This is a genomic window from Frankia canadensis, from assembly GCF_900197875.1.
Classification (GTDB): domain Bacteria; phylum Actinomycetota; class Actinomycetes; order Frankiales; family Frankiaceae; genus Frankia; species Frankia canadensis.
On record NZ_FZMO01000165.1, the window covers coordinates 1 to 8,680 of the forward strand.

Genomic DNA, 8,680 nt, shown 5'->3' on the forward strand with positions numbered 1-8,680 from the left:
CGCCTGGCCAGCAGTGGGGTCCGCCGCCCCCGCCGCCCGTGCCCGGGCCGCCGCCCGCCGGTCGGGTGAACCTGGACAAGGGGCGGGTCTCGCTCGCCAAGGGCCAGAGCGTCTCGCTGGTGAAGACCGGCGCGCCCGCGCTGACCCGGGTGCGGATGGGGCTCGGCTGGGATCCGGCGCAGCGCGGCCGCTCGATCGACCTGGACGCCTCCTGCATCCTGTTCGACGATCGCGGCAAGGACGTCGACAAGGTCTGGTTCATGTCCAAGAAGGGCGCCCGCGGCGCGGTGCGCCACTCCGGCGACAACCTGACCGGTCAGGGCGATGGCGACGACGAGACGATCGCGGTCGACCTCGCCGCGCTGCCGCCGAACGTCGTCACCCTGATCTTCACCGTGAACAGCTTCCAGGGGCAGGCGTTCACCGAGGTCCGCAACGCCTACTGCCGGCTCTACGACGATGTCACCGGGCAGGAGCTCGTCCGCTTCGACCTGTCCGAGTCCAAGCCGTCGACCGGCCTGGTGATGTGCCGGGTCCAGCGGGAACGAGGCACGCCCACCTGGTCGATGACCGCGATCGGTGAGTTCCATGACGGCAAGACCGTCCGGGCCATGGTCAGCCCCTCCCGCCAGTACCTCTGATACCGCCTGACCCGCCGGCAGCGCCGGTGCGTGACTACGGAGCGTGCGCACTGTACACACTCCGTAGTCACGGTCGGGAGGGAGTGCGCGCGGCATGGGGGATCTGGGTCCGCGTCCACGGGCAGAGGCGGATGATCCACGGTCTGGTCCGCCGTGCCGCGTCGCGGCCGTCGCGGTCGCCGGTGTGCTGGTGGCCCTGGTCGCGGGTCTGATCGCGGCCGTCGTCCGGCCAGGGGCGGACCTGGAACGGACAGCCGTGAGCCAGCCCGCAGCCACCGGGATCCCGGTCCCCAGGACCGTTCCGTCCCCGCCGGACCCCGCCGCCTTCACCCGGCCCACGCGCGGTCTGACCACCGGCCCCGGCACCCCCACGGCCGCGGCACCCGGCGTCGCGGCCGGCGGACCGCCGGAGATGCCGGGCCTGGCAGGTACGTCGGGTGTGGCAGGTACGCCGGGTGTGGCAGGTACGTCGGGTGTGGCAGGTACGTCGGGTGTGGCAGGGGCGCCGGCGGGCCGGACGCTGGTCGCCGTCGCCACCCAGGATGTGAGCTGGTTCGCCGGAACCGGCGGGTCCGCGGCCGGTCTGGTCATCGCCTCGGTCGGGATGCCCGCGTCGCTGCCCGTCATCGACCAGCGGCCTGGCTGGCTGCGGGTCCGCCTGCCGCAGCGGCCGAACGGGTCGACAGGATGGCTGCGCCGCGCGGGCGTCGGCCTGACCAGCACCCCGTATCGGATCGAGGTCGACGCGCTGGCCGCACGTCTGCGCCTGTACTACGCCAACGCCCCGGTCCTGGACGTGCCGGCGGGCGTCGGCACCCGCGAGCATCCCACCCCCACCGGGAGCTTCTACATCACCCGCGTCGTGCCGCCTGCGCGCGCCGGCTTCGGCGACCTGGTTCTGGTCACCTCCGCGCACTCACCGACGGCGACGGACTACGACGACTCCCTCGACGCGAGCGTGGCGATCCACGGCCCGCTCGACACCACCGCCGACGTCGCGATCGGCACGCGCGGGGCCCACATCGCCCGTGGTTGCGTCCGTCTGCACCTGGCGGACCTCGACCGCCTGCGGGAGGTGCCGCCCGGCACCCCGGTCGACATCCTCACAGAGGTCGCGGTCTGAACGGGATGTGACGGACCGCGGAGTTGCGGTGGGGACGTGGGCGGGTAGCCTCCCGCCGTGATGACGTCCCGTCCGGCCCAGTCCAGGGTGTTCTGCCGGCGCCTGGCCGGCCTGCTGGTGCTCGACCCCAACGGTGACCAGGTCGGGCGGGTCCATGACGTGATCGTCACGCTGCGTCTGGGGCACGAGCCGCCGCGGGTGCTGGGGCTCGCGGTCGAGGTGCAGCGGCGGCCGATCTTCGTGCCGATCGGGCGGGTCACCGGTGTGGAGTCGGGCGCGGTCGTGCTGTCGTCCGCCCGGTTGAGCTGGCGGCGCTTCCAGCAGCGCCCGAACGAGATCCGGGTGCTCGGTGAGCTGCTCGACCGCCGGGTCACCCTGCTCGCCGACAGCACCGAGGTCACCGTCGTCGACGCGGCGATCGAGCCCGTCCGCGGCGGCGACTGGGTGCTCGACCAGGTGGCGGTGCGCCGGGGCCGGGGCCGGCGCGGGGAGGTCCGCACGGTCTCCTGGGACGAGGTCACCGGTTTCTCGTTGCCCGAGGAGGGACAGGGCGCGGCGAACCTGCTGGCCGCGTTCGAGAAGCTCCGCCCGGCCGATCTCGCCACGCTGCTGCATGACCTGTCGGACAAGCGCCGCGCCGAGGTCGCCGCCGCCCTCGACGACGAACGGCTCGCCGACGTCCTCGAGGAACTGCCCGAGGACGAGCAGGTGGAACTGCTCGGCGGCCTGGCCGAGGAACGCGCCGCCGACGTCCTGGAGGCGATGGGCCCCGACGACGCGGCGGACCTGCTCGGCGAGCTGCCCGCCGAGGACGCGGAGCGGCTGCTGCGCCTGATGGAGCCGGACGAGGCCGCCGGCGTGCGCCGCCTGCTGCGCTACGCCGACGACACCGCCGGGGGGATCATGACGAGCGAGCCGGTGGTGCTCGCCCCGAACGCGACGGTCGCCGAGGCGCTGGCGCGCATCCGCGAGCCGGAGCTGTCCCCGGCGCTGGCGGCGCAGGTGTACGTGGTGCGCCCGCCGTACGAGACGCCGACGGGTCGCTACCTGGGCCTCGCGCACTTCCAGCGGCTGCTGCGCGAGCCGCCGTCGACACTGGTCGGCGGGGTGATCGACGTGGACATCGCGTCGCTGCGCCCGGAGACGCCGCTCGCCGAGGTCACCCGGCACCTGGCGTCCTACAACCTGGTGGCGGCGCCGGTGCTCGACCAGGCCGGACGGCTTGTCGGTGTGGTCACCGTCGACGACGTGCTCGACCATCTGCTGCCCGCCGACTGGCGGGAACACCAGCTGGACGCCGACGTGGACGCCCGCACCACGCCCGGCGCCCTGACCCCGCCCCCGGCGGGTGACGTCGATCCCGCCCGCGGCGAGATCGGCCCTGGCCCGGCGGAGACGTCATGAGGGCGCGTCGGCGCGGCGCGCGGCTGGACCAGCCGCGCCTGTCCCGGCGCGTCCGGGTCCGGCCGGGCTATGAGGCGGACGCCTTCGGCCGGCTCGCCGAGCGGGTGGCCCGCTTCATCGGAACGGCCCGGTTCCTCGTCGCGCAGAGCGTCGTCATCGTGCTGTGGATCACCTATAACGTCGTCGCGCCGAAGGCGGCGCGGTTCGACTCGTTCCCGTTCATCTTCCTGACCCTTGTGCTGTCGTTGCAGGCCGCGTACGCGGCGCCGCTGATCCTGCTCGCGCAGAACCGCCAGGACGACCGGGACCGGGCGAACCTCGCCCAGGACCGCGAGCAGACCGTGCGCACCCGTGAGGACACCGAGTACATCGCCCGCGAGCTCGCCGCCATGCGCATCACAATCGGCGAACTGGCGACCCGGGACTACCTGCGGGCCGAACTACGTGGGCTACTCGCCGAGCTGGACCCGCCGCGCCGCACGACCGACCGCGAGCGGCGGGACCGGCGACGGCGCCGGGACGACGAGCGCGGCAGCGACAAGAAGCGCGAGAACGGCCACGACGCCGCCGACTCGGCCAGCCGACCCCTGCGGACGCCCGGGGACCGCTGAGGAGACCATCGACGAGCGGCTCAGGGCTGGCTGGCCGCTCCCCGGCACATGGTCAGCACGGCCATCGCGATCTCGACGCCGCGCGGCCCCAGCTCCTCGGCCCACGCGGCGATGATCTCGTTCTCTCGGGCGTGCTCGATGCGCGGACCGCCCTCGATCCCCCGCAGCGCCTGGATCTGGCGGGACAGGTCGCGCCGGGTGGCGAGCAGCGCGCGCAGCTGGCCGTCGATGTCGTCGATCAGCTGGCGTCCCTCGGCGATCGTGCTCAGCGTCGGCGCGCCGTCCGCGAGCGGCACGTCGGCGAGGGTGCCGCCGGGCGCGGTGGGCGCGGGGATCGCGGTGTCGGGACGGTCGACGAGGTTCTCCACGGGTGGGACCTTTCGATCGGAGCTCCGGCTCAGCCCAGGCCAACGGTGCCCGGGTGGACCGGGCCTGGGTCTGATGCTTGTGCCGCGTGAGGTCAGCGGCATCGCGGGGACCGGGCCCGGTCCCCATAAAACGGAGGCAGCAGCGCGCCGTGACGCGTGGTTCGGCCGCACCCCATGAGGCAAGCATGCCAGCCGGGCGCGGATCCGTCCAGGAACACGGTCCGCGCCGGATCCGTCGGAAGTGTGCCTCGCCTCCGTCCCGCCCGGGCCCGGCTAACCGGCCGCGGGCGGGACGGGGGCACCGGGACCGGGAACGCGCCGGACGTCGGTGACGTCGACCTCACGGCCGCAGGCCTCGCAGCGGCGGCGGTCGTCGATGTGACCGCCGCAGTCGCGATGCAGGATCAGGTAAGGCGGGTTGCCCGCCATCACGTGCCGGTCGCCCCAGACCATGAGGGCGTTGAGGATCGGCCACACGTCGCGGCCCTGCTGGGTCAGTACGTACTCGAAGCGTTCCGGCTGGTCCTGGTACCGGCGACGGTCGAACAGGCCGTCCGCGGTGAGGCGGGACAGCCGTTCGCTCAGCACGGTGCGGGCAAGGCCGAGGCGGCTCTGGAAGTCGGCGAAGCGGGTGGCCCCGCGGCACGCCTCGCGCAGGATCAGCAACGTCCAGCGATCGCCGAGGATCTCCAGGCTCGCGGCGATCGAGCAGTGTTCCTGCTCGTAGGTGCGCCGCAGCATGCGCCCAAGTGTAGCGTCACGCTACCCATGTTGGTAGCTTCACTAGACCTACTCGGTCCAGTGAAGCTACCAACCTGATGGGGTCGCCTGATGCGCGCCGATGCCCGCCTGCGCTGGGTCCTGCTCGTCACGTCGGCGGCGACGTTCGTCGCCAGCCTCGACCTGTTCGTGGTCAACGTCGCCTTCAACGACCTGCAGCGGGCGTTCGGCCACACGGACGCCGCGACGCTGTCCTGGGTCCTGAACGTCTACACGATCGCCCTGGCGGCGTTGCCCATCCCGTTCGGCCGCTTCGCCGACGCCTACGGCCGGCTGCGCGGATTCGTCGCCGGCATGGTCCTGTTCGCCGTCGCGTCCGCCCTGTGTGCCGCCGCACCGTCGCTGACCTGGCTCATCGTGGCGCGCGGGCTGCAGGGGGTGGGGGCGGCGGCGCTGCTGCCGACGTCGCTGAGCCTGCTGCTGGGTGAGTTCCCGCCGGCACGGCGGGCGGGCGCGGTGGCGACGTGGGCGGCCACCGGTTCGGTCGCCGCCGCCTTCGGAACTCCCGTCGGCGCGCTGCTCACCCGGGTCAGCTGGCGCTGGATCTTCCTGATCAACGTGCCGATCATCGTGGTCACGCTGCTGGTGGCCCGGCGGGTGCTGCGCGAGTCGCGGGCGGACGGCCCGGTGGAGCGCCCCGACCTCGTCGGCACCGTGCTGCTCACCGCGGGCGTCTCGCTGGTCACGCTCGGCCTCGTCCAGGCGGACTCCTGGGGCTGGGCCACGGCGGGGACGATCGGCACGCTGGTCGGCGGCCTCGCCGCGGTCGCCCTGTTCCTCCGGCAGTGCACGCGACACCGGGCCCCCGTCATCGAGCTGGACCTGTTCCGGGAGCGGTCGTTCAGCGCGGCGTCCGGGGTGACCCTGCTGCTCTTCGCCGGATTCGGGGCGTTCCTGCTCAGCAACGTGCTGCTCATGACCGACCTGTGGCGGCAGGGCGTGCTGACGGCCGGTCTGCAGTTCGCGCCGGGCGGCCTGGTCGCGGCCGTCGTGTCGATGTTCGCCGCCGCGCGCCTGGCCGCCCGCTTCGGCTACCGCCCGGTCGCCGCCGTCGGCTGCCTGCTGCTCGCGGTCTCGAACCTGACCTTCCGCGTGCTCGTCGGCGTCACCCCCGGCTACGCCCGCGACTTCCTGCCCGCGCTGATGATCGGCGGCTTCGGCGTCGGCCTCGCCATCCCGGTGCTCGCCGCCGCGATCTCCGCCACGCTGCCGCCGGCGCGCCGCGCGACGGGCAGCGCCGTGTTCGCGATGTCCCGCCAGCTCGGCACCGTGCTCGGGGTGGCGGCGACGGTGGCGCTGTCCGTGGGTGGCGCCGAGGGGCATGCGCTGTTCGCCTACCAGCGGGCCTGGGTGTTCATCGCGATCGTCGAGGCGGTCGCCGCGCTGAGTTGCCTGCTCCTGCCGACGCGCCGTACCGCGGCGGTGGTCCCTGCCGCGCGGGTGTCGTCTGCGTCCTCGGGCGAGGGCCCGGCGGCCGTGGAGGCGGTCAGCCAGGTGGGATGATCGGGCGATGGCACAGATGGAGCTCGCCGGCATGCCCCGCAGGCTGTTCGCCTGTACGCCGTCGCGGCTGGCGGCCTTCGAGGACTGCCCCCGTCGCTACCGGATGATCTACCTGGACCGGCCGCGGCCGCCGAAGGGTCCGGCCTGGGCGCACACCTCGTTCGGGGTGAGCGTGCACAACGCGCTGCGCCGCTGGTGGGAGGAGCCCATCGCGGCGCGCACGCCCGCGCGGGCCGTGCAGCTGGTGCGGCTGCTGTGGGTCGAGGACGGCTTCCGTGACGCGGAGCACTCGGCCGCCTGGCGGGAGCGCGCCGCCGAGATGGTCGCCGGATATGTGGGCGGCCTCGATCCGGCGGCCGAGCCGCGCGGCGTCGAGCGCTCGGTCGCCGCCCGCACCGACGCGCTGGCCTTCTCCGGCCGGGTCGACCGCCTCGACGAGCGCGACGGCGAGCTCGTCGTCGTCGACTACAAGACCGGACGGCGTCCCGTCACCGAGCAGGACGCGCGCAGCTCCCCGGCGCTGGCCCTCTACGCCCTCGCCGCCGGGCGGATGCTGCGCCGGCCGTGCCACCGCGTCGAGCTGCACCACGTGCCGACCGGCCGGATCGCCGTCGCGGAGCACACCGACGACAGCATCGCCCGGCATGTGCGCCGCGCCGAGTCGGTGGCGTCCGACGCCGTCGCCGCGACGGAGGCGCTGGGCGCGGGCGGTGACCCCGACCGCGCCTTCCCACCCAGGCCCGGCTCGCTGTGCTCGTGGTGCGACTACCGGCGGCTGTGCCCGCAGGGCCAGTCGGCCGGCCCCGAACGCCAGCCCTGGGCGGCCCTCGGCGACGAGACGGCGCCGGTGACCGAGCCTCGGCACGGCGACTGACGGACGCCGCGGTGTCAGGATGGGGCCGTGTCCGAGCAGATCACCGCGCCCGCTCCCACCCCGGCCAGCGTCTCCGGCGAGGCGAACGTCTCCGGCGAGGCGAACGTCTCCGGCGAGGTCAGGGTCTCCGCGAAGGCGACCACCTTCACGGAGTCCGTCATCCGGGACATGACCCGGCTCGCGCTCGCCCACGGCGCGGTCAACCTGGCCCAGGGCTTCCCCGACTTCTCCTGTCCGCCGGAGCTCAAGGAGGCCGCCAAGGCCGCGATCGACGCCGACGTCAACCAGTACGCGATCACCTGGGGGGCGGCCGAGTTCCGCGTGGCCATCGCGGCGAAGGTCGGCCGGACGTATCCGGGCTGGTCCGTCGACCCGGACACCGAGATCTGCGTGACCTGCGGCTCGACCGAGGCCATGATCGCCACGATGCTGGCGCTGGTCGACCCCGGCGACGAGGTCGTCATGTTCGAGCCGTTCTACGAGAACTACGGGCCCGACACGATCCTGTCCGGTGCGCGCCCGCGCCTGGTCCGCCTGCACCCGCCGGACTGGTCGATCGACCCCGACGAACTACGGGCCGCGGTCAGCGACCGCACCCGGGCGATCATCCTGAACACCCCGCACAACCCGACCGGCAAGGTGCTGCGCCGCGACGAACTCGACCTCGTCGCCGAGCTCTGCCAGCGCCATGACGTGCTTGTGTTCACCGACGAGATCTACGAGCACATCCACTACCTGGGCCCCGGTGGCCACATTCCGCCGGCGACGGTCCCCGGGCTCGAGGACCGCACCGTGACGATCAACGCCCTGTCGAAGACGTACGCCGTCACCGGCTGGCGGGTCGGCTGGACGATCGCACCCCCCGCCTACACCGCGGCGATCCGCAAGGTGCACGACTTCCTCACCGTCGGCGCGGCGGCACCGCTGCAGGCCGGCGGGGTCGCGGCGATGAACCTGCCGGCCGCCTACTACGGCGCGCTCGCCGAGGAGTACCGGGCCCGCCGAGACCTGCTGTGCGGCGCGCTCGCCGAGACCGGCTTCACCTTCCGCGAGCCCGACGGCGCCTACTACGTGATGTGCGACACCCGCGCCGTCGATCCGGTCGGTGACGATGTCGCGCTGGCCCGCCGCCTGGTCACGGACATCGGCGTCGCCACCGTGCCCGGCTCGTCGTTCTTCGCCGATCCCGCCGACGGGCGGCACATCATCCGCTTCGGCTTCCCGAAGAAACTCAGCACCCTGCGGTCCGCCGCCGACCGCCTCACCCGCCTCGCCCCCAGCTAGGCCCGTCTTCCGCACATGGGGCTTTGATGCGTTGACGGGCCCGTATGTCGATCATGGTGGGCGGGTTGGGTCGACGCCGAGGATGTCGAGGA

General features: G+C 73.5%; 9 protein-coding genes. 7 read left to right on the plus strand and 2 right to left on the minus strand.

Features of this window, described 5'->3' with window-relative positions; genetic code table 11:
• From C1A33_RS14815 to C1A33_RS14830, 4 genes are all read left to right on the plus strand, one after another.
• On the plus strand, positions 1-641 hold a 641-nt coding region (locus C1A33_RS14815), incomplete at its 5' end, for a TerD family protein (protein WP_133150676.1).
• A 493-nt stretch (positions 642-1,134) separates the two neighbouring features.
• The gene (locus tag C1A33_RS14820; protein WP_243407563.1) at positions 1,135-1,764 is read left to right on the plus strand and encodes a L,D-transpeptidase; all 630 of its coding nucleotides are present in this window, start codon (positions 1,135-1,137) and stop codon (positions 1,762-1,764) included.
• Between the two features lie 60 nt (positions 1,765-1,824).
• A complete protein-coding gene (locus C1A33_RS14825) occupies positions 1,825-3,168 on the plus strand; it encodes a magnesium transporter MgtE N-terminal domain-containing protein (protein ID WP_101832094.1) in 1,344 nt (447 codons plus the stop codon).
• On the plus strand, positions 3,165-3,779 hold the full coding sequence (locus C1A33_RS14830; RefSeq protein WP_101832088.1) for a DUF1003 domain-containing protein: 615 nt from the start codon (positions 3,165-3,167) through the stop codon (positions 3,777-3,779). Before C1A33_RS14825 ends, C1A33_RS14830 begins: the two co-directional genes overlap by 4 nt.
• A 20-nt stretch (positions 3,780-3,799) precedes the next feature.
• Here the strand turns inward: C1A33_RS14830 and C1A33_RS14835 are convergent, their stop codons facing one another.
• Positions 3,800-4,147, minus strand: coding sequence for a chorismate mutase (locus C1A33_RS14835; protein ID WP_101832089.1), 348 nt, complete (start codon positions 4,145-4,147; stop codon positions 3,800-3,802).
• A gap of 273 nt (positions 4,148-4,420) precedes the next feature.
• Positions 4,421-4,888 carry a winged helix-turn-helix transcriptional regulator gene (locus C1A33_RS14840; RefSeq protein WP_101832090.1) on the minus strand — a complete coding sequence of 156 codons (468 nt, stop codon included), beginning with the start codon at positions 4,886-4,888 and terminating at the stop codon, positions 4,421-4,423.
• 90 nt (positions 4,889-4,978) lie between these two features.
• On the opposite strand from C1A33_RS14840, the gene C1A33_RS14845 reads away from it, so the two are divergent.
• Genes C1A33_RS14845 through C1A33_RS14855 form a run of 3 tightly spaced genes read left to right on the plus strand, consistent with a single transcriptional unit; the run spans position 4,979 to position 8,588 of the window.
• On the plus strand, positions 4,979-6,430 hold the full coding sequence (locus tag C1A33_RS14845; RefSeq protein ID WP_101832091.1) for an MFS transporter: 1,452 nt from the start codon (positions 4,979-4,981) through the stop codon (positions 6,428-6,430).
• A 7-nt stretch (positions 6,431-6,437) separates the two neighbouring features.
• Complete coding sequence (locus C1A33_RS14850) at positions 6,438-7,304, plus strand: RecB family exonuclease (protein WP_101832092.1); 867 nt, start codon at positions 6,438-6,440, stop codon at positions 7,302-7,304.
• 27 nt (positions 7,305-7,331) lie between these two features.
• Positions 7,332-8,588, plus strand: coding sequence for a pyridoxal phosphate-dependent aminotransferase (locus tag C1A33_RS14855; RefSeq protein ID WP_243407564.1), 1,257 nt, complete (start codon positions 7,332-7,334; stop codon positions 8,586-8,588).
• Positions 8,589-8,680 lie beyond the last annotated feature (92 nt).

Excerpts from the sequence above, each read along its gene's own strand:
- C1A33_RS14825 (WP_101832094.1), top strand. The coding sequence starts at position 1,825 with ATGACGTCCCGTCCGGCCCAGTCCAGGGTGTTCTGCCGGCGCCTGGCC.
- C1A33_RS14830 (WP_101832088.1), top strand. The coding sequence starts at position 3,165 with ATGAGGGCGCGTCGGCGCGGCGCGCGGCTGGACCAGCCGCGCCTGTCC.
- C1A33_RS14840 (WP_101832090.1), bottom strand. The coding sequence starts at position 4,888 with ATGCTGCGGCGCACCTACGAGCAGGAACACTGCTCGATCGCCGCGAGC.
- C1A33_RS14845 (WP_101832091.1), top strand. The coding sequence starts at position 4,979 with ATGCGCGCCGATGCCCGCCTGCGCTGGGTCCTGCTCGTCACGTCGGCG.
- C1A33_RS14850 (WP_101832092.1), top strand. The coding sequence starts at position 6,438 with ATGGCACAGATGGAGCTCGCCGGCATGCCCCGCAGGCTGTTCGCCTGT.